Genomic DNA, 18,161 nt, shown 5'->3' on the forward strand with positions numbered 1-18,161 from the left:
TAAAACACGCTAGACGCTGTTGGAAAGCCGTCAAAGGAACGGAATCATGGTTGTTTGGCTCAAGGCGCTTCTGTTCGTGGTCGGCGGGGTGACAGCCGCTGCGGGAACCGCCTATGTGACGGGAATGCTCGACCCATGGCTCGGTCGCGAGCCGGTTTCGATCGCAGCGCTTCCGGAGACGACAACCCAGCAGGAGCAAGATCAGGAACAGCCGCCGGCTGTCGATGGCGACGATGTAGTGCCGCTTCCCGATGAGGCGACATCGACGGACAAGGGCGACCGTCTCGTCGCCCCGACTTTCAGCCTCCTTCGCGTCGAGCCCGATGGCTCGGTTGTCGTGGCCGGCAATGCGGCCGGAGAATCCACCGTCGAAATTCTGAACGGCGACACCGTGATCGGCACTGCTGAGGCGGGCGCCAGCGGCGACTTCGTCATCGTGCTCGACGAGCCGCTTTCACCCGGCGACTATCAGCTTTCCCTTCGCTCGATGGCCGGAGACGTCGTTTCCCAGTCGCAGGAAACGGCCGTCGTTTCTGTGCCTGAAACGCCCGACGGGCAGGTGCTGGCGCTTGTCGATAAGCCCGGCGCACCCGCCGAGCTGGTGACGGTGCCGGAGGCAGGCGATGAAGCCGCCTCTCAGCAGCCCGCCGGCGACGTGGTTGCGCAGGCACCCGAAGATGCGGCGGATGACGTGGCGGCCGGCGCTGACGCTTCGCAGCCCGACGACAATGCGCAGTCCGAAGCGCCGCAAGTTGCCGCAAGCGACGAAGATGCTCCGGCACCCGATGAAGCAGCCGCGTCCGCAGCGGACATACCTGCCGGGCAACAGGACGAACAGGTCGCGGCAGACGCGAGCACGCCTGCTGCCGATCCGAAAACGCAGGGCGACGTGACCGAACCGACCGCAGCGGAAGCACCGGCCGATGCGGAGGAGCAAGTGGCTTCGGCCCCTGAAGCACAGCAAAAGCCGGAACCGTCGACCGAACCCGCTCTGGCAACAGCTCCTCAGGTCGTGGTGGAAGCCGTCGAGATCGAGGGCGGCACGGTCTTCGTCGCGGGGTCGGCAAATCCGGGCAGCATCATCCGGGTTTACGCCAATGACATTCTTCTTGGCGATGCCCGCACGTCGGAGGCGGGGCGTTTCCTGGTCGAGGCAAATCGTGAATTGCCGGTCGGCAACTACCTGATCCGCGCCGATGTGCTCGACGCGAGCGGGGCGGTGCTCGCGCGGGCCGCTGTTCCGTTCGAACGCGAGCCGGGTGAGGCGATTGCTGCCGTGGCGCCGTCAGCAACCGCTCCGGCAACGCAGCAGGACGGCACACAGGACGAAGTGGCGGTTGCGGAAGCACCCGCGGGCAAGCAAGAGCCTGAGACACAGCCAGCCGGGCAGGAGCCCGCCTCACAGCAGGCGCCATCCTCGGCGTCGAGCGAGCAGGCGGCAGCCAACAATGCCCTGACGACGGCCGACAACGCCCAGCCTGCGAACGAAACGGTTGCGGCAGCTGATAGCGGCGAAGCTTCCACTGCCGGCGGCGCCGATACGAATGCGGGAGCCACGGCGCCGGCGCTTCAGAAGGCGGATGGCTCCGTCATCATCCGGCGGGGCGATTCCCTGTGGCGCATTTCCCGGCGCGTCTATGGTCGCGGCGTTCGCTACTCGACCATCTATCTCGCCAATCAGGAGCAGATCCGCGATCCTGACATGATCTGGCCGGGACAGGTCTTCGCCGTTCCGCAGGAAACGCCCGAAGGCGACACGGCCGACATGGAGGCCATCGGCGACCAGGCTGTCGCACCCGGTACGGAAACACCGACCGCCGATCAGTAAGCCTTTATCGCCGTAATTTTCGTCGACCGCTTGATCGCGGCGGGTATTCATCGTAAATCGCCGATCTACGATGAATATCGATCTTGCCTCACCTGATTCAGCCCCTCCCTGCGGCGACCGCGTTGCCGTGGCAGCCAAGCTCGCTGCGCTGTCGCATCCGGCGCGGATCGAAATCCTGTTGCATCTTGCGGGGTCGGAGGCCTGCTGCTGCAAGGACGTCGTTCAAAGGCTGGATCTCGCGCAGTCGACCGTGTCGCAGCATCTGAAGGTGCTGGTCGATGCAGGGCTGGTGCGTTTGACGCCTGAGCGTCCGCGCTCCCGTTACGAAGTTGATCGCGAAGCGCTGGCTGCACTTTCAGGTGCCGTCAGCGGACTTCTTCTTTCCTGCTGCGCCGGGCCGCATTCCGGTCCGGCGCGCTAACAGAATTTTTCAGGACCTTTTACCTTGGCAGACAAGACCGTTTCAGCCGAATCCGGCTCGACCCTGCGAACACTGGCCAATCTGTGGCCCTATATGTGGCCCGCCGACCGCGCCGACCTGAAGGTTCGCGTCGCTTGGGCGACCCTGTTCCTGGTGCTTGCCAAGCTGATCCTCGTGCTCGTGCCCTATTTCTTCAAATGGGCAACCGATGCGCTCGTGGGCGAGCTCCAGCCGGCCGACTACATTCCGGCCGTTCTCGTGGCGCCCGTCATGCTGGTGCTCGCATACAACGTCGTGCGCATTGTCCAGCTCGGTTTCAATCAGCTGCGCGATGCGCTGTTCGCGCGTGTGGGGCAGCACGCCGTGCGCCAGCTTGGCTACCGGACCTTCGTGCACATGCACAAGCTGTCGCTGCGGTTCCATCTGGAGCGGCGCACGGGCGGCCTCTCGCGCATCATCGAGCGCGGCGTGAAGGGCATCGAGACCATCGTGCGCTTCACGATCCTCAACACCGCGCCTACGGTGCTGGAATTCGCGCTGACCGCGATCATATTCTGGGTAACCTATGGCTGGATCTATGTCGCGATTATCGCCGCGACCGTCTGGCTCTACACCTGGTTCACCGTGCGCGCGAGCGACTGGCGCATCGCAATTCGTCGCGAAATGAACGACAGCGATACGGAAGCCAACACCAAGGCAATCGATTCGCTGCTCAACTACGAGACGGTGAAGTATTTCAACAATGAGAAGATGGAGGCCGAGCGCTTCGACCGCTCGATGGCGCGATACGAGGACGCCGCGACCCGCACATGGACATCGCTCGGCTGGCTGAATTTCGGCCAGGGCGTCATCTTCGGCGTCGGCATGGCGGCTGTGATGGCGATGTCGGCGTGGGAAGTGTCGCGGGGCACGCACACCATCGGCGACTTCGTCTTCGTTAACGCGATGCTGATGCAGCTTTCGATCCCGCTCAACTTCATCGGCTTCATCTATCGCGAGATCAGGCAGGCAATGACCGACATCGAGCAGATGTTCGACCTTCTTGACGTCAAGGAAGAGGTGACCGACCGCGACGGCGCTTCGGCGCTGGCCGTCAGTGACGGCAAGGTTACTTTCGACGACGTGCATTTTTCCTACGACGCCAACCGGCCGATCCTCAAGGGTATCTCCTTCGAGGTTCCGGCCGGCAAGACCGTCGCCATCGTCGGGCCGTCGGGTGCCGGCAAGTCGACCATCTCGAGGCTTCTCTTCCGCTTCTACGATGTCCAGCAAGGCTCGATCCGCATTGACGGGCAGGACATCCGCGACGTGACGCAGGAGAGCCTTCGTGCCGCGATCGGCATGGTCCCACAGGATACGGTGCTGTTCAACGACACGATCGCCTACAATGTCCGCTACGGACGGCCCTCGGCCAGCGAGGATGAGGTGGCGCAGGCAGCCGACCTCGCGCAGATCGGTACATTCATCGCTGCGCTGCCGGATGGCTACAGGACCATGGTCGGCGAGCGCGGGCTAAAGCTCTCCGGTGGCGAAAAGCAGCGCGTCGCGATTGCCCGCACCATCCTGAAGGCACCGCCTGTGCTGATGCTGGACGAGGCGACCTCGGCGCTGGACACGCAGACCGAGCAGGAAATCCAGGCCGCGCTGGACCTTGTCAGTCGCGGGCGCACCACGCTTGTCATCGCACATCGGCTTTCGACGGTCATTTCGGCCGACGAGATCATCGTGCTGCAGGATGGCCGCATCGCCGAACGCGGTCGCCACGCCGAGTTGCTGGTCGCGAAAGGCCTATATGCTTCGATGTGGGACCGCCAGCGCGAGGCGACCGAGGCCGAGGAGAAGCTGCGCCGTGCCCGCGAGACCGACGAGATGGGTGTCGTCGTCCGCCGCCGCATATCCGAGGTCTAGCTGCCCCGGGCCTCCATACATGCGGCTCTGTAGCCACTTTGTACCGCTTGCCTTGTGAGGATGGAGACGCTGTGCATTGCGGCGGAGGGCGGATTTCTGTAATCAGACGCCTCACCACCGGGAGCCTTGGCCGCGATGAGCCTCGTCGACAGCATCAAAAACGCGTTCGTGCCGATCAACCGTGAAGGCTATCCCTTCATCGCCGGTTTTGGCGCGGTTGCGGTTGTTCTGGGCTTCTTTTCCACCAGCCTCTTCTGGATTGGCGCGATCCTGACCGCCTGGTGTGCCTACTTCTTCCGCGATCCGGAGCGCGTGACGCCGGTCGATGACCGTCTTGTGGTCAGTCCGGCGGATGGCATCGTGTCCGCCGTAGGGCCGGCGATCCCGCCGCGGGAGCTCGGCCTTGATGGCGGCGAGATGACCCGCATCTCCGTATTCATGAACGTCTTTTCCTGCCACGTGAACAGAGCGCCGGCCCGTGGCCGCATCACTGCCGTCGAGCATCGTCCGGGCAAGTTCCTGAACGCGGAACTCGACAAGGCGAGCGCGGAGAACGAGCGCAACGGCATCGTGATCGACAGTCCAAACGGCCGCATCGCCGCGGTGCAGATTGCCGGGCTCGTCGCGCGCCGCATCGTCTGCTGGGTCGACAGCGGCAACGACATCGCCATCGGCGAGCGCATCGGTCTCATTCGTTTCGGCTCGCGGGTCGACGTCTACCTGCCTGCCGGCGCGGTCGCGAAGGTTGCCGTCGGCCAGACGGCGGTTGCAGGCGAGACCATCATTGCCGAGTTCGGCGCCCACGCGGCTTCACCGCTCGTGCGCGTTTCCTGAGCGACCGATGGCGCCGTTTCCTCCCTTCGAGCCTCATGGCGCCCGCCGCGGCCAGCGCCTGCGCGAGATACCGCTGCGGCTGGTGCTGCCGAACCTGATCACGGTGATGGCCGTCTGCGCCGGCCTGTCGGGGGTGCGGCTTGCTTTCGAGCAGCGGTATGAGCTCGCGGTTGCCATGGTGCTGATCGCCGCGCTGCTAGACGCGGTGGACGGGCGTATTGCGCGCATGCTCAAGGCGACCTCGAAATTCGGCGCGCAGATGGATTCGCTCGCCGACATCGTCAATTTCGGCGTCGCGCCGGCGCTGGTGCTCTACGTCTATCTGCTCGACCGTGCCGGTGCGTTCGGCTGGATCGCCGCGCTGCTGTTCGCCATTGCGTGCTGTCTCAGACTGGCACGGTTCAACGTCATGCTGGAAGATCCCAACCGCCCCGCATGGCAGGGCGACTATTTTGTCGGCGTGCCTGCGCCGGCCGGTGCGCTGCTTGTTCTGTTGCCTGTTTATATGGGCTTCCTCGGCATGCCGCTGGTCGTGTCCACCGCCTTCGGTGCAAGCGCCTTCGCGGTTGTGGTTGCATTGCTGATGGTAAGCAGACTGCCGGTCTACTCGGGCAAGACAAGCGGAACCCGCATCCGTCGCGACGCCGTCATGCCGATGATGCTGGGCATGGTTTTGTATGTGGCGCTGCTGTTCAGCTACACCTGGCACACGATGGCGGCCACGGCGCTCGCTTATCTGGCCTTCCTGCCGTTCAGTTGGCGCGCCTATGCCCGCCGCGTGGCCAAAGAAGAAGTGGCTGCTTCCGATGAGGGCGAGTAGCGGCCCTTCAGGCTGCTTCCTTGTGGATCTCCGTCCGGCTGACTTCCGTCATGCGGCCATAGAGTGCGCCCGACGAGGTGCCCGGCTGAGGATCGTTGCGCGCCACCAGTTCGGCAATGGTTGCAGGCGCCAGCGCCCGCACCGTCAGCGACGGTAGTAGCCGGCGCCGGGTGGCGTCGCGCGGCAGCAGCGAAAAGGGCAGGTCGCGCGCGCCGGCAACGTAGATGGGCACCACCTTGGCTTCCGCGCGCAATGCGATGCGCGCCACGGCGCGATAGAGGCGGAAGCCGCGGGTTTCCGGCGCGACATCGGCCGGCATATAGACGCACAGCTTGCCGCCGCCGCGTAGCACCCGAACGAGCCGCCTGCTGATGAACAGGTGCTCCGGATTGAAGGCGATCGTACGCGCCAGCGAGCGCCATGGATCGAGCCACGCGGCGTTTGCCGAGTATTCGTCGAGGATGTGCAGCGTGTCGTCCGGCAGCAGCCCCAGCATCAATGCCGGGTCGAGGCGCGACTGGTGCGAAACGACGTAGATCACCGACGACGGAGCCTTGATGTCGCGCAACGCATGAGCGTCGACGCGCCAGATCAGCGCCAGCGGTGCATGCAGCACCGCCTGCCGAAAGGTAATCTTCTGCTCGTAAACCAGCCAGGCCGCGGCTGCGAGCCACAACGCTGCAATGCCGGCGATGATGATTCCGGCCAGTATCATGTGCCCCTCACAGCAAATGCCAAGCTTGCGGCTCCTGCCGGTCGCTGAGGCGCAAACGTAGCGGATTGCGTGGAGGCGTCAATTGCGGCTCTTGCGATCGCCCAAGACCACAAGCGCAAAATCCCGAACGCAGATGAGAAATCCGCAAAAGAATCAGAGAAATGGATGAATAGATCAGCAGCCCGCTTACGGACGCCAGCCCTCGGCCCAGGGCGGCGGGTTGCCGCCATAGGTCGTATCGTAGAGCTGGTTTCCATTTGTTCCGGTGGTGGTCAGCGAGAAATTGCCGAACTTGCAGGTCGTGCCCTTGCGGCTCTCGAATGTGTCGCGCGGGGAATAGGCCGGCACCTCCACCTCTTCGCAATTGCCGCCGCTGACACCGAAACCGGGCGCGGCATCGAGGTTCACGCCGGGCAGGTTGTTTGCGGTGGCGGTGTCGCCGCTGAAATCCTGCGAACTGAAGACGTCGGCTTGAGCGGCAGAAGCTGCGAACAAGGCGCCTGCGGCAAAAAGCGGAAGGAGAAGGTTTCTCATAAGGCGAGCCTTGCGAATGCGATACGGTCCATCGCGACCGGTTTCCACACATTTAGCATGCAACGCCGATCTGGTCGATAGTTTGACCGTCGTTGCGTTCCCTACTCGGGCAGACGATAGCGCAGAAAGCGCTCGGTCGGGGCATCGAAGATAAGACCTGTTTCGGTCAGTTCCGGACTTGCCAGCGGTACGATTTTCCGCGCGATCTCGGAAGGGTGCGGCAAAATCTTCGGGTCCTCGCCGGGCACCGCCTGCGCGCGCATGGCCGTGCGTGTCGCGCCGGGATTTACGGCGTTGATGCGCAGTGGCAGGTTCTTGGTTTCGTCGGCCCACGACCGGACCATCGCTTCGACCGCTGCCTTGGACGCTGCGTAGGGACCCCAGAAGGCCTTTGCCGAATGGGCCGCGCCGGAGGACATGATGATGGCGCGCCCGGCGTCGGAAAGCCGCAGCAGCGGGTCCACGGAGCGAATCAGCCGCCAGGTGGAGTTGACGTTCACCGCCATCACCTTCTCGAACACCTTTGCCTCAACGTGGCCGAGCGGCGAGATGACGCCCAGAACACCGGCATTGGCAACGAGGATGTCCAGCTTGCCCCAGCGCTCATGGATCGCGCCGCCGAGCCTGTCGACGCCCGCCCCGTCGGCAAGGTCGAGCGGCACCAGCGTTGCTTCCCCCTTGCCGGAGATCGCCTTTTCCGCCTTGATCTCGTCGTCAAGCTCCTCAAGCCCGCCGATCGTGCGCGCCACGGCAACGACGTGAGCACCGGCTGCTGCGAGCTCTTTCGCGATAAAATAGCCGATGCCGCGCGACGCGCCGGTGACGACGGCCACCCGGCCGGAGAGATTTAGGGAGGAGGTCATGCTGGTCCTTGTGCCTACTATTGTCCGCCTGTCGCCAGCAGCGACAGCGTGCGTACGTTGTCCGTGCCCTCGAGGTCGAGCAGGCGGGTCGGATATTCGCCGGTGAAGCAGGCATCGCAGAATTGCGGCTGTTCGGCATCGCGGTTGGCTTCGCCGACGGCCCGGTAGAGCCCGTCGATGGACAGGAAGCCCAGCGAATCGACGCGGATGAAATCCGCCATCTCCCGGATGGACATGCGCGAGGCGAGCAGCTTGGACTTTTCCGGCGTGTCGACGCCGTAGAAGCACGACGCGCGTGTCGGCGGGGAGGCGATGCGCATATGTACTTCCTTCGCGCCGGCGTCGCGCACCATCTGCACGATCTTCTGGCTCGTCGTGCCGCGCACGATCGAATCGTCGACCAGCACCACGCGCTTGCCCTCGATCATCTTGCGGTTGGCGTTATGCTTCAGCTTCACGCCCATATGGCGGATCGAATCGCCGGGCTGGATGAAGGTACGCCCCACATAATGGTTGCGGATGATGCCGAGCTCGAACGGCAGTGCCGCCTGCTGCGCGAAGCCGATGGCCGCCGGCGTGCCCGAATCCGGCACCGGCACGACGATGTCGGCCTCGACCGGGTTCTCGATCGCCAGTTCGCGCCCGATATGCTTGCGCACGTCGTAGACGTTCCTGCCCTCGACGGAGGAATCGGGACGGGCGAAATAGACATATTCGAAGATGCAGAAACGCGATTTCTGCGGCTCGAACGGGAAGAAGCTCTCGATGCCCTTGGTGGTGATCACCACCATTTCCCCGGGCTTCAGGTCGCGGACGAAACGGGCCCCGATGATGTCCAGGGCGCAGGTTTCGGACGCGAGAATCCACGCGCCGTCGAGATCGCCGAGCACGAGCGGGCGTATTCCCATAGGATCACGGCAGCCGATCATCTTCTTGGCCGTCAGCCCGACGAGCGAAAACGCACCCTCTAGCTGCCGCACGGCCTCGATGAAACGGGAATTGATGTCCTTCTCGCGGCTGGTCGCAACGAGGTGGAGGATCGTTTCCGTGTCCGAGGTGGATGTGAAGATCGAGCCCTGCTTCTGCAGCGCGCGCTGCACGGTCATCGCGTTGGTCAGGTTGCCGTTGTGGGCAACCGCGATGCCGCCTTCGGCAAGCTCCGCGAACAGCGGCTGCACGTTGCGCAGCCCCGCGCCGCCCGTAGTGGCGTAGCGCGTGTGGCCTATGGCGCGGGTACCGGAAAGCCGGTCGATCACGGACTGCTTGGTGAAGGTGTCGCCGATCAGGCCGACATGGCGCTCGACGTGGAACTGCGACCCGTCATAGGAGACGATGCCGGCCGCTTCCTGCCCACGATGCTGCAAGGCATGCAGCCCGAGCGTGACGATCGCGGCGGCATCCTGCCTGCCAAAAATGCCGAAGACGCCGCATTCGTCATGAAAGCGGTCGTCGGCACCTGATGAAAACGGAGTATCGTCTGCGTCTGCCATAAGGCACCGCCTCTCGATTGTTTTCTGTTTGCGTATCCCGCGCCGGTATGGCGCAGCCTCAGTTTTCCGGCTGTTCGGTGCCGGGCGTATCCTCGCCGGGCGATATGCGGTTCAGTATCGAGTTTTCCGGATCGTCCGGCAGGATACCTTCCAGCCAGTTTCCGATACTTTCCAGCAGCGGCAGCGACTTGGCTTCCGAAATCCATGCGGGCGGGTTGGTGCCCACCAGCCACGAGAAGAACAGAAGGCCCACGGCCACGACGAGTATGCCGCGCGCGGCTCCATAGAGGAAGCCCAGCGTCCGGTCCAGCGCGCCGATGCGGCTGTCGATGATGAAGTCGGCGATCTTCATGGTGATGACCGTCACGACGATCAGCGCGATGAAGAACACGATGGCCGCGGCCACCGCTATGCGGAGCTGCGGGTGATCCACATAGGATTCGATATAGGGGACGAGCGCCGGGTAGAAGAAATACGCCGCAACCGCAGCAGCGCCCCACGATGCGATCGACAGGATCTCGCGCGAAAAGCCACGCACCATGGCCAGCATTGCGGAAACGAGGGTGAAGCCGACGAGGATTCCGTCCAGCAGGGTAATGGGCATTCAGGCTCCACTCCAGTCGCGCAAGCGAAGACCGCTCGCCACTTGCATCCCTTCAGTCATCCGCGTCGCGCCGCTTCGAACCGGCGATGCGCACGACCAGATCGGAAAGCGTAGCCGGCTGAAACGCCCGCTGGCCGCTCCCGCCATTCTGCTCGTCACCCGCACTAGGCATTACCGCCTGGGCGAAACCCAGCTTTTCCGCCTCTTTCAGGCGTTGCTGGGCGTGTGCGACGGGCCGTATAGCCCCCGAAAGACTGATTTCGCCGAAATAGACGCAATCGGCCGGAAGGGCAAGACCGGTAAGCGAGGAAACCAGCGCGGCGGCAACCGCGAGGTCGGCCGCAGGCTCCGTGATGCGATAGCCGCCGGCAACGTTCAGATAGACGTCGTGCTGGGCGAAGCGGACGCCGCAATGGGCTTCCAGTACCGCGAGCACCATCGACAGCCGCGCAGAATCCCATCCGACCACCGCCCGGCGCGGCGTGCCGAGCGGGGAGGGGGCGACCAGCGCCTGGATTTCGACGAGCACCGGCCGCGTGCCTTCCATGCCGGCAAACACCGCCGCCCCAGGCGCCTTGGCGCTGCGCTCGCCGAGGAAGAGTTCGGACGGGTTGGCCACCTCGCGCAGCCCCTTGTCCGACATCTCGAACACACCGATCTCGTCCGTCGGCCCGAAGCGGTTCTTGACGGTGCGCAGGATGCGGTAATGGTGCCCGCCTTCGCCCTCGAAATAGAGCACGCCGTCGACCATGTGCTCGACCACGCGCGGACCGGCGATCTGGCCTTCCTTGGTCACGTGGCCGACAAGCACGACCGCCGCGCCAGTCGACTTCGCATAGCGGATCATCGCCTGCGCGGCCGCGCGTACCTGCGTCACCGTGCCCGGTGCGCTGTCTGCCATGTCTGTCCACAGCGTCTGGATCGAATCGAGGATGACGAGGTCGGGCCGCTTGCCTTCCGCGATGGTGGCGAGGATATCCTCGACATTGGTCTCGGCAGCCAGTTCGACGGGCGTGTCGGCGGCACCCAGGCGCTGTGCGCGCAGGCGTATCTGCGCCACCGCCTCCTCGCCCGACACATAGACGATCCGATGACCGCGCGAGGCGAGTGCAGCCGCCGCCTGGGTCAGCAGGGTCGACTTGCCGATGCCCGGATCGCCGCCGACCAGCAGCGCCGACCCACGCACGAACCCGCCTCCGGTCGCCCGGTCGAGTTCGCCGATACCGGAGATGATGCGCGGCGCTTCCTCGATCTCGCCGGAGAGCGTGGTGAGCGTGACGGGCCGCCCCTTGCGGCTGCTTCGCAGGCCGGCCGGCCCACTGCCGATGCCGCCGGACGTGCCTTCCTCGACCAGCGTGTTCCACTCGCCGCAAGCGTCGCACTTGCCGGCCCAGCGCGCATGCGCGGTACCGCAATTCTGGCAGATGAACTGAACGCGGGACTTAGCCATGTATATCCGATCCGCGAAGTTGCGTTCCTTCGCGCCCCCCTCTGGCTTGCCAGCCATCTCCCCCACGAGGGGGGAGATCAGCGGGCGGCCCGGCTTTCGCCAATCGTCTGCGTTGTAGAAGGAGATGCAAGCGCAAACCTGCCGATCTCCCCCCTCGTGGGGGAGATGTCCGGCAGGACAGAGGGGGGCAACGTAGAAAGGCGACGGAGACGGGCATCAGTTCCCTGTCCCACCCACATAGTGCCGATAGTATCGCTTCGCCAGCGAGGTCAGCAGTTCGTAGGAAATCGTGCCCGCGGCCGCGGCCGCGTCATCCACGGCGATGTTGGGACCGAACAGTTCCACCCAGTCGCCGACGCTCACCGCATCGGCGCCTAGATCGGTGGCGTCGAACATGGTCAGGTCCATAGTCACGCGCCCCAGCACCGGCACTTTCCGGTCATGCAGAAAACCATGGCCTCCACCTGCGACCTGTCGCAAAGGCACGCCGCTGCCTGAACTCGCCCGATGGTACCCGTCCGCGTATCCCGCCGAGACCACGGCGATGGTCGTGTCCCGCGCAAGCGTGTGCGTCGCGCCGTAGCTAACCGTTTCCCCCGCTTTCGCCTGCCGGACCTGCACGACGCGCGCTTCCGCCGTGACCACGGTGCTCATGGGGTTCTCTGCGCCGTTGACCGGCCGGCCGCCATAGAGCGCGATGCCCGGACGGACGAGGTCGAAGGCGAAATCGGCGCCCAGAAATGTCCCGGACGAATTGGCCAGGCTTGAATCGATCCCCGAGAAAGCCTGCCTAACCGCCTGAAACGATTCGAGTTGCCGCCTGCTGAGCGGATGATCGGGATCGTCGGCGCAGGCGAGATGGCTCATCAGCAGGCGCGGGGTGATCGCACCCGTCAGCGCGTTTTCCTCGGCAAACGCGACCGCCTCTTCGGGCGTTAGCCCGAGCCGGTTCATGCCGGTGTCGACATGGATCGCGCAGGGGCGTGGCGCGTCGCCGTCCCAGCCGAAGGCCTCCCAGCAGGAAAGATCGGTTGGCGAGCCGAGAACCGGCAGCAGGCGATATTCGCCGTAGGCGGGGGCGGCTTCGGGGCCGAAGAGCCCGTTCAGCACGAAGATGTCCGCCTCCGGCAGTATCGCACGCAAGGCGATGCCTTCTTCCGGCAGCGCGACAAAGAATGTGCGGCAGCCTGCGTCCCACAGCACCGGCGCGACATGGCCGGCACCCAGGCCGTAGGCATCCGCCTTGACCACGCCGGCTACCGCCGCGGGTGCCGCCTGACGGGCAAGCAGGCGATAGTTCGCGGCCAGCGCCGCGAGATCGATCGTCAGCCGGCCGCCGGCGAGCCGAGGGTCGGCGCCCTCGTGGAGCGCGTCGGGTTCGAAGGGAAGCCAGCCGGACAATGTCTATTCGAACCGCTCTGGCAGACGGTCTTCCTCGGCAAGGTCCGAGAAGCGCGTGAACTGGCCCTCGAAAGCGAGCTCCACCGTGCCGGTAGGGCCGTGGCGCTGCTTGGCGATGATCAGTTCGGCCTTGCCTTTCACGCGCTCGAATTTCAGCCGCCAGTCTTCATATTCCGGCGTGCCTTCCTCCGGCTGCTTGTTCTGCATGTAGTATTCGTCGCGATAGACGAACAGCACCACGTCCGCGTCCTGCTCGATCGAGCCCGATTCGCGCAGATCGGCGAGTTGCGGCCGCTTGTCGTCGCGGCTCTCGACCTGGCGCGAGAGCTGGGAAAGCGCGATGATCGGCACGTTCAGCTCCTTGGCAAGCGCCTTCAGGCCGGTCGTGATCTCGGTGATTTCCTGAACGCGGTTCTGGCTGGATTTGGCCGATGAGCCCTGCATGAGCTGCACGTAGTCGATCACGATCACGTCGAGCCCGCGCTGCCGCTTGAGGCGTCGCGCGCGGGCAGCGAGCTGCGCGATGGAGATGCCGCCGGTCTGGTCGATGAACAGCGGCGTCTTCTGCATCATCTGCGAGCACGCAACCAGCTTCTCGAAATCGGCTTCGGTGATCTCGCCGCGCCTGATCTTGGAGGACGAGATTTCCGTCTGCTCGGAGATGATACGTGTCGCGAGCTGTTCCGACGACATTTCGAGCGAGAAGAAGCCGACCACCCCGCCATTCGCAGCCTTGAAGGAGCCGTCGGCCTGCTGCGCCGGCGTATAGGCGCTGGCGATGTTGAAGGCGATGTTGGTGGCGAGCGAAGTCTTGCCCATGGCGGGACGCCCGGCAAGGATGATGAGATCCGAGGACTGGAGGCCGCCGAGCTTGCGGTCGACATCGCGCAACCCGGTCGAAATGCCGGAAAGGTGACCGTCACGCATATAAGCGGCATTGGCCATGTCGACGGCGGTCTTGACCGCATCGTTGAAGCTCTCGAAGCCGCCGTCATAGCGGCCGGTCTCGGCCAGCTCGAACAGCCGGCGCTCGGCATCCTCGATCTGCTCGCCGGGCGACATGTCCACCGGCGCGTCATAGGCGATGTTGACCATGTCCTCGCCGACGGTGATGAGCGCGCGGCGGGTGGCGAGGTCGTAGATGGCGCGACCGTAGTCGGCTGCGTTGATGACCGTCACGGCTTCGGCGGCAAGGCGCGCAAGATAATGCGCGACCGTCATGTCGCCGACCTTCTCGTCGGCCGGAAGAAATGTCTTGATCGTCACCGGATTGGCCATCTTGCCCATCCGGATCAGCTCGGCCAGCACCTCGTAGATCTTGCGGTGCAGCGGCTCGTAGAAATGGCTCGCCTTGAGGAAGTCGGAGACGCGATAGAACGCGTCATTGTTGACCAGAATGGCCCCGAGCAGTGCCTGTTCAGCCTCAATGTTATTGGGTGCTTCGCGATAGAGCGGTGTCTCCGCCGCCGCGAGCTTGCGGACTGCTTCAGCCATGCCGGCTCCGTTTGATTTGCCTTGCCGGACTCAGAGAACCAAACTGCCCCGTCGCCCATCCCCGATACCGTCCTATCGCTCCGGTCGTCCGGTTCAAAGCTCCTTCTGCCTCAACCTTCGTGATCCACAGCGATCCACAGCCAGTGTCGCGTAGGCACACATTTGGCAGTTGACGCGAATCGGCGCGCAAGCATAACGCCCGCATATCGAGAACAAAAGGGGAATATCTGGAATCAGCCGGCAAACCTATCGCCCCAGTCTGCGCGCCGGGCCTCCTTGAAGCTCGCGCCGTCGCGCTTGGTCAACAGGCGCTCGACGGCGTTTCCATCGGGCTGGCAGATTTTGAGCTGCACTTTACCGGAACCGTGCCTTGGCGAGGCGAGCACGCGCGCTGCGCGATCAACAGGCGCGGCCCGCGTCGCCGCAAGATAGATGAACTTCTCGTCTTCCCAAGGGACGTCGGCGCCCTTGGCGACCCGGTGGATGCGCGAGCGCGCGACGCGCCGGGCAAAGTGGCACCAGTCCGGAGCGGCAAGCGGGCAGGGCGCTTGATGCGGGCACGGGGCGGCGACATGGGCACCGATGCCGATAAGGCGCGCCCGGGCATCCAGAACGCGCCGCCAGCCGGCCGGCGTGCCGGGCTCTACGATGATCAGCATATCTCCTGTCAGCGCCCAGAGGTTGTCGACAAGCGCCTCAAGTGAAGCTGGGGGCACCTCATCCAGGACATACGCGCATGTCACCAGCTCGTGCGGCGTCTGCCCGCGCAGATCGAGCGTTGCATCGCCTGCGATCCATGTCGTGGTCACTTGCCGGAGATTGTCCGAAAGCGCACGGCCCGCGCGGCGCGCCGGTTCGCTGGCGTCCAGCAACGTTGCGGTTTCAAGCTCGGGCCAGACGGAGGCAGCAGCCCAAAGCACGGTTCCCGGTCCGGACCCGACATCGAGCATGGTTCTGGGCGCGAAATCCGGCATTGCCGCCGCCGCCGTATCGAGACTTGCATGAACGGCGGCAAACGTAGCCGGCATGCGCGTTGCGAGATAGGCCTTCACCGCCAGATCGGCATTCATATGCAGGCGGCCGTCGCGCACCTCCGCACGGTAGCGCTCCGAAAGCACGGTTGCCGCCCGCGCGATCTCGGAGGCTGGAATGCCGTGAAGCATTGCATCGATCGCCTGGCGAAGCGGAGCTGGCAGTTCCATCGCGTCAGGCCCCGCGCGGCGCCAGCAGAATGACGGATGCACCGACGAGACAGATACCCGCACCCACCACATCGAAACGGTCGGGTTTCACGCCCTCGGCCAGCCAAAGCCACAACAGCGACGCGCAGATATAGATGCCGCCATAGGCGGCATAGGCGCGTCCTGCCGCGCTCGTATCGGCGAGGGTCAGCAGCCAGGCGAACATCACGAGACTGAGCGTACCCGGAATCAGCCACAGCGCCGACTTGTCCAGGCGCCACCATGCCCAGAACGCGAAGCAGCCTGCGATCTTGAAAAGTGCTGCGGCAATGAATACGGGCAAGGTCATCCGGGTCTCGATCGTCGAAGCCCGATCTTCTTTCCCGTCCATCGCCGAAACGCAAGCCCGGGCGATGGCTCGGGGCTTGATCTTAATCGCGGTCGGCCACTCTGCGACCGGTCTTGCGCGCGCGCCGGGCAGGGCGCGCCTGCGCGTGGCCCATCTCGTGCATAGCCAGCGCCTTCTCGCACTTGCCGATATAGTCGCGGGTGATGGGCACGGCATCGTTCTTCAACGAAATCTGCAGCTGGAACACCATCAGGTCCTGCCAGCGGAACGCGGCTTCCGACCCGGCAAGATAGAAATCCCACATGCGCGCGAAGCGCTCGCCGTAGATCTCGACCACGCGTTCGCGGTGCGCCAGGAAGCGCTCTCGCCAGTGTTTCAACGTTTCCGCGTAGTGCAGCCGCAATATCTCGACATCGGTGACCATCAGGCCCGCCTTCTCGATATGCGGGAACACCTCGGAAAGAGCCGGGATATAGCCGCCCGGGAAGATATGCTTGCGGATGAATGCATTGGTGGCGGTCGGTGGCCCGGCCCTGCCGATCGAATGCAGCACCATGACGCCATCCGGCTTCAGGAGCGCAGCGCAGCGGTCGAAGAAGGCGCGGTAGTGGTTGACGCCTACATGCTCGAACATGCCGACCGAAATTATGCGGTCGAATCGCTCCTGCAGGTCCCGGTAGTCCTTCAGTTCGAAATGAACGTGACTTTCAAGCCCTGCTTCGTGCGCGCGGTCGGTGGCGAGAGTATGCTGTTCGGAGGAAAGCGTAATGCCCAGCACATTCACGTCGAAGGTGCCGGCGAGATAGAGCCCGAGCCCGCCCCAGCCCGACCCGATATCGAGCACCTGCTGGCCCGGCTGGAGCCGCATCTTTGCGGCCAGATGTCGCTTCTTTGCCAGTTGCGCCTCTTCAAGCGTCATGTCCGGCCGCTCGAAATACGCGCAGGAATACTGCATGTCTTCGTCGAGGAAGAGCCGGTAGAATTCACGCGAGAGGTCGTAGTGGTGCTGGACGTTTCGTCTTGAGCGCGTCGCCGTGTTGAGCTGCTGCAGCCGTCGGAACACGACGCGAATGCCTTCGATCGCCTTCGTCCAGGCTGCATCGATCCCGTCCGGCCCCATGTTCTGGTACACGATCCGCAGGAATTCGAGCACATCGCCTTCGACGAAGTCGATCTCGCCATTCATGTAGGCTTCGGGAAATGCCAGCGTGGGATCGAGAAGAATCGCGCGCTGCGCCTGATGGCTCTTGACGACGACGTGGACCGAAGCACCGCTTCCGTCGCCGAAGGTCTCGACCGTCCCATCCGGCGCGGTCACCTTGAGGTTGCCGGTCCGAACCAGCCGTTCGACAACACCTTGCAGCAATGTGTTCATGTCACTCGCTCACGTACGTTGCCACCCGTCGCAAGAAAGCCAGATTACGAAACCCCACAGAGTGAAAAAAGTTCCTCTTTTGCGTCAGCGAATGGTCCAGTGAAAAAAATGCCCGGCCGTTTCCGGCCGGGCATCGCGATCAGTTTCGATTGAAGCCGGATCAGGCTTCTTCTTCGTCCCCTTCGAAACCGTCTTCGTTCGGATCGAAGAAGGCGTCGGGACGGGCGTTCTCGTTGATGTCGTCGCCGTAGATGGCTTCGGCCGAATCCAGCTTCTCGCCGGCGGCCTGACGCTCGGCTTCGTCCGCCGAGCGGGCGATGTTCAGCGTGATCGTCACTTCCACTTCCGGATGCAGCGCCAGCGCGACATTGGAAAGGCCGATGGTCTTGATCGGCTGGTTCAGCTCGACCTGGTTGCGGCCGACCGAGAAACCTTCGGCGGTCAGGATGTCGGAGATGTCGCGCGTCGACACCGAACCGTAGAGCTGGCCGGTCTCGCCGGCCGAACGAACGACCACGAAGGTCTTGCCGTCGAGCTTGTCGGCGACCTCCTGGGCCTCGGACTTGCGCTCGAGGTTGCGGGCTTCGAGCTGGGCGCGCTGGCCTTCGAACTTCTTGTTGTTGGCTTCGTTGGCGCGAAGGGCCTTGCCCTTGGGCAGAAGGTAGTTACGGGCAAAGCCGTCCTTGACCTTGACGGTGTCGCCCATCTGGCCGAGGCGGGCAATGCGCTCGAGAAGAATGACTTCCATGATTGTCTCCTGTTCGCGCCCTGGCGGCGCTGATCTGTGGAAACAGGCAGGGAAGCTGTTGGGGGCACGGTTGCCGCCGGGTCGCTGTCCTGCCTGTTCTGGCAGTTAGGGCCGTCAGGCCCAACTCGGATTTATGGTTCCGGTCC

At 64.1% G+C, this 18,161-nt stretch carries 17 protein-coding genes; 5 read left to right on the forward strand and 12 right to left on the reverse strand.

All coding sequences use genetic code 11. The features are described from left to right. The first annotated feature begins 46 nt into the window (after positions 1–46). The 5 genes from V1479_RS09535 (at position 47) to V1479_RS09555 (ending at position 5,811) form a co-directional block, all read left to right on the forward strand. A complete protein-coding gene (locus V1479_RS09535; RefSeq protein ID WP_368802683.1) occupies positions 47–1,828 on the forward strand; it encodes a LysM peptidoglycan-binding domain-containing protein in 1,782 nt (593 codons plus the stop codon). A 70-nt stretch (positions 1,829–1,898) separates the two neighbouring features. After that, positions 1,899–2,249: an ArsR/SmtB family transcription factor gene (locus tag V1479_RS09540; RefSeq protein WP_173190441.1), complete on the forward strand. Its 351-nt coding sequence runs from the start codon at positions 1,899–1,901 to the stop codon at positions 2,247–2,249. Positions 2,250–2,273: 24 nt separating this feature from the next. Next, a complete protein-coding gene (locus tag V1479_RS09545) occupies positions 2,274–4,157 on the forward strand; it encodes an ABCB family ABC transporter ATP-binding protein/permease (RefSeq protein WP_368802684.1) in 1,884 nt (627 codons plus the stop codon). A gap of 135 nt (positions 4,158–4,292) precedes the next feature. Next, the gene (locus V1479_RS09550) at positions 4,293–4,991 is read left to right on the forward strand and encodes a phosphatidylserine decarboxylase (RefSeq protein WP_173190444.1); all 699 of its coding nucleotides are present in this window, start codon (positions 4,293–4,295) and stop codon (positions 4,989–4,991) included. A gap of 7 nt (positions 4,992–4,998) precedes the next feature. Continuing rightward, a complete protein-coding gene (locus V1479_RS09555) occupies positions 4,999–5,811 on the forward strand; it encodes a CDP-alcohol phosphatidyltransferase family protein (protein ID WP_368802685.1) in 813 nt (270 codons plus the stop codon). Positions 5,812–5,818: 7 nt separating this feature from the next. On the opposite strand, the gene V1479_RS09560 is transcribed toward V1479_RS09555, so the two are convergent. From V1479_RS09560 to rplI, 12 genes are all read right to left on the reverse strand, one after another. After that, complete coding sequence (locus V1479_RS09560) at positions 5,819–6,526, reverse strand: 1-acyl-sn-glycerol-3-phosphate acyltransferase (protein ID WP_368802686.1); 708 nt, start codon at positions 6,524–6,526, stop codon at positions 5,819–5,821. Positions 6,527–6,712: 186 nt separating this feature from the next. Continuing rightward, complete coding sequence (locus V1479_RS09565) at positions 6,713–7,060, reverse strand: hypothetical protein (protein ID WP_368802687.1); 348 nt, start codon at positions 7,058–7,060, stop codon at positions 6,713–6,715. A gap of 101 nt (positions 7,061–7,161) precedes the next feature. Continuing rightward, complete coding sequence (locus tag V1479_RS09570; protein WP_368802688.1) at positions 7,162–7,923, reverse strand: SDR family NAD(P)-dependent oxidoreductase; 762 nt, start codon at positions 7,921–7,923, stop codon at positions 7,162–7,164. A 17-nt stretch (positions 7,924–7,940) separates the two neighbouring features. Beyond that, on the reverse strand, positions 7,941–9,413 hold the full coding sequence (gene purF, locus V1479_RS09575) for an amidophosphoribosyltransferase (protein WP_368802689.1): 1,473 nt from the start codon (positions 9,411–9,413) through the stop codon (positions 7,941–7,943). A 58-nt stretch (positions 9,414–9,471) separates the two neighbouring features. Next, positions 9,472–10,017 (reverse strand): CvpA family protein, encoded by a 546-nt coding sequence (locus V1479_RS09580; protein WP_368802690.1) that lies wholly within the window; start codon positions 10,015–10,017, stop codon positions 9,472–9,474. A 52-nt stretch (positions 10,018–10,069) separates the two neighbouring features. Next, positions 10,070–11,467, reverse strand: coding sequence for a DNA repair protein RadA (radA, locus tag V1479_RS09585; protein WP_368802691.1), 1,398 nt, complete (start codon positions 11,465–11,467; stop codon positions 10,070–10,072). A gap of 216 nt (positions 11,468–11,683) precedes the next feature. After that, complete coding sequence (alr, locus tag V1479_RS09590) at positions 11,684–12,868, reverse strand: alanine racemase (protein ID WP_438620508.1); 1,185 nt, start codon at positions 12,866–12,868, stop codon at positions 11,684–11,686. 3 nt (positions 12,869–12,871) lie between these two features. After that, the gene (locus V1479_RS09595; protein ID WP_173190456.1) at positions 12,872–14,362 is read right to left on the reverse strand and encodes a replicative DNA helicase; all 1,491 of its coding nucleotides are present in this window, start codon (positions 14,360–14,362) and stop codon (positions 12,872–12,874) included. 233 nt (positions 14,363–14,595) lie between these two features. Then, complete coding sequence (locus V1479_RS09600) at positions 14,596–15,564, reverse strand: small ribosomal subunit Rsm22 family protein (protein ID WP_368802692.1); 969 nt, start codon at positions 15,562–15,564, stop codon at positions 14,596–14,598. 4 nt (positions 15,565–15,568) lie between these two features. Next, positions 15,569–15,892, reverse strand: coding sequence for a YnfA family protein (locus V1479_RS09605; protein ID WP_368802693.1), 324 nt, complete (start codon positions 15,890–15,892; stop codon positions 15,569–15,571). A gap of 82 nt (positions 15,893–15,974) precedes the next feature. Then, on the reverse strand, positions 15,975–17,267 hold the full coding sequence (locus V1479_RS09610) for a cyclopropane fatty acid synthase (RefSeq protein ID WP_368802694.1): 1,293 nt from the start codon (positions 17,265–17,267) through the stop codon (positions 15,975–15,977). 160 nt (positions 17,268–17,427) lie between these two features. Then, entirely contained in the window at positions 17,428–18,015 is a 588-nt protein-coding gene (rplI, locus tag V1479_RS09615; RefSeq protein WP_173190462.1) for a 50S ribosomal protein L9, read from the reverse strand. Positions 18,016–18,161: the final 146 nt, after the last annotated feature.

It is taken from the genome of Neoaquamicrobium sediminum (assembly GCF_040970315.1).
Taxonomy (GTDB): domain Bacteria; phylum Pseudomonadota; class Alphaproteobacteria; order Rhizobiales; family Rhizobiaceae; genus Aerobium; species Aerobium sediminum.

Excerpts from the sequence above, each read along its gene's own strand:
- V1479_RS09565 (WP_368802687.1), bottom strand. The coding sequence starts at position 7,060 with ATGAGAAACCTTCTCCTTCCGCTTTTTGCCGCAGGCGCCTTGTTCGCA.
- V1479_RS09610 (WP_368802694.1), bottom strand. The coding sequence starts at position 17,267 with ATGAACACATTGCTGCAAGGTGTTGTCGAACGGCTGGTTCGGACCGGC.
- V1479_RS09605 (WP_368802693.1), bottom strand. The coding sequence starts at position 15,892 with ATGACCTTGCCCGTATTCATTGCCGCAGCACTTTTCAAGATCGCAGGC.
- V1479_RS09555 (WP_368802685.1), top strand. The coding sequence starts at position 4,999 with ATGGCGCCGTTTCCTCCCTTCGAGCCTCATGGCGCCCGCCGCGGCCAG.
- V1479_RS09550 (WP_173190444.1), top strand. The coding sequence starts at position 4,293 with ATGAGCCTCGTCGACAGCATCAAAAACGCGTTCGTGCCGATCAACCGT.
- V1479_RS09540 (WP_173190441.1), top strand. The coding sequence starts at position 1,899 with ATGAATATCGATCTTGCCTCACCTGATTCAGCCCCTCCCTGCGGCGAC.
- purF (WP_368802689.1), bottom strand. The coding sequence starts at position 9,413 with ATGGCAGACGCAGACGATACTCCGTTTTCATCAGGTGCCGACGACCGC.
- V1479_RS09560 (WP_368802686.1), bottom strand. The coding sequence starts at position 6,526 with ATGATACTGGCCGGAATCATCATCGCCGGCATTGCAGCGTTGTGGCTC.
- V1479_RS09570 (WP_368802688.1), bottom strand. The coding sequence starts at position 7,923 with ATGACCTCCTCCCTAAATCTCTCCGGCCGGGTGGCCGTCGTCACCGGC.
- V1479_RS09600 (WP_368802692.1), bottom strand. The coding sequence starts at position 15,564 with ATGGAACTGCCAGCTCCGCTTCGCCAGGCGATCGATGCAATGCTTCAC.
- V1479_RS09595 (WP_173190456.1), bottom strand. The coding sequence starts at position 14,362 with ATGGCTGAAGCAGTCCGCAAGCTCGCGGCGGCGGAGACACCGCTCTAT.
- V1479_RS09580 (WP_368802690.1), bottom strand. The coding sequence starts at position 10,017 with ATGCCCATTACCCTGCTGGACGGAATCCTCGTCGGCTTCACCCTCGTT.
- rplI (WP_173190462.1), bottom strand. The coding sequence starts at position 18,015 with ATGGAAGTCATTCTTCTCGAGCGCATTGCCCGCCTCGGCCAGATGGGC.
- radA (WP_368802691.1), bottom strand. The coding sequence starts at position 11,467 with ATGGCTAAGTCCCGCGTTCAGTTCATCTGCCAGAATTGCGGTACCGCG.
- V1479_RS09535 (WP_368802683.1), top strand. The coding sequence starts at position 47 with ATGGTTGTTTGGCTCAAGGCGCTTCTGTTCGTGGTCGGCGGGGTGACA.